At 54.7% G+C, this 1,337-nt stretch carries 1 rRNA gene; it reads right to left on the bottom strand.

Annotation, left to right across the window (positions count from 1 at the left end):
* Positions 1-1,166 (bottom strand): 23S ribosomal RNA (locus ACFQ50_RS24550); the annotation flags it as partial.
* Positions 1,167-1,337: the final 171 nt, after the last annotated feature.

The raw sequence follows: 1,337 nt of genomic DNA, 5'->3' as shown, positions 1-1,337 counted from the left end.
CCAACCTCCTGGTTGTCTCTGCGACTCCACATCCTTTCCCACTTAGCACACGCTTAGGGGCCTTAGTCGGTGGTCTGGGCTGTTTCCCTCTCGACTATGAAGCTTATCCCCCACAGTCTCACTGCTGCGCTCTCACTTACCGGCATTCGGAGTTTGGCTAAGGTCAGTAACCCGGTAGGGCCCATCGCCTATCCAGTGCTCTACCTCCGGCAAGAAACACACGACGCTGCACCTAAATGCATTTCGGGGAGAACCAGCTATCACGAAGTTTGATTGGCCTTTCACCCCTACCCACAGCTCATCCCCTCCATTTTCAACTGAAGTGGGTTCGGTCCTCCACGACGTCTTACCGTCGCTTCAACCTGGCCATGGGTAGATCACTTCGCTTCGGGTCTAGATCACGCCACTGCAACGCCCTGTTCAGACTCGCTTTCGCTACGGCTTCCCCACACGGGTTAACCTCGCGACGTAACACTAACTCGCAGGCTCATTCTTCAAAAGGCACGCCGTCACAACGACACAGCAAGCTGCGGCTGCTCCGACGGATTGTAAGCACACGGTTTCAGGTACTGTTTCACTCCCCTCCCGGGGTACTTTTCACCTTTCCCTCACGGTACTGGTCCGCTATCGGTCATTAGGGAGTATTTAGGCTTATCAGGTGGTCCTGACAGATTCACACGGGATTTCTCGGGCCCCGTGCTACTTGGGATACTCATCAAAGGCGGCACATCAGCATTACGGTTACGGGGCTCACACCCTCTACGGCCGGCCTTTCAAGACCGTTCACCTATACCAGCACTCACACCTCCCCGGTCCGGCAGAACCAGGACAACAAGTCCCACAACCCCGCCCATGCAACGCCCGCCGGCTATCACACATGAGTCGGTTTAGCCTGATCCGCGTTCGCTCGCCACTACTAACGGAATCACTGTTGTTTTCTCTTCCTGCGGGTACTGAGATGTTTCACTTCCCCGCGTTCCCTCCACGCACCCTATGTGTTCAGATGCGGGTCACCGGGTCACTCGCGCGCCCAGCGGGGTTTCCCCATTCGGACACCCTGGGATCACAGTCCGGTTATCGACTCCCCCAGGCTTATCGCAGATTCCTACGTCCTTCTTCGGCTCCTAATGCCAAGGCATCCACCGTGTGCTCTTAAAAACTTGACCACAAAAGATCAAAAAACATTTTTCGAGAGAACCATGAAAACCAACCCCACACCCCAAAAGGATGCACGGCCAGATCCAGGTTCATATTCTTGGAAATTGCTTCTTATAAAAGATGCTCGCGTCCACTATGTAGTTCTCAAACAACAACCCCGTACCACACACCCCACACAC

This window comes from Arthrobacter sp. NPDC056493 (assembly GCF_042795115.1).
Lineage (GTDB): Bacteria > Actinomycetota > Actinomycetes > Actinomycetales > Micrococcaceae > Arthrobacter.
Note: the sequence above shows the minus strand (reverse complement) of the source record. Positions and strands in the feature narration are given on the sequence as shown.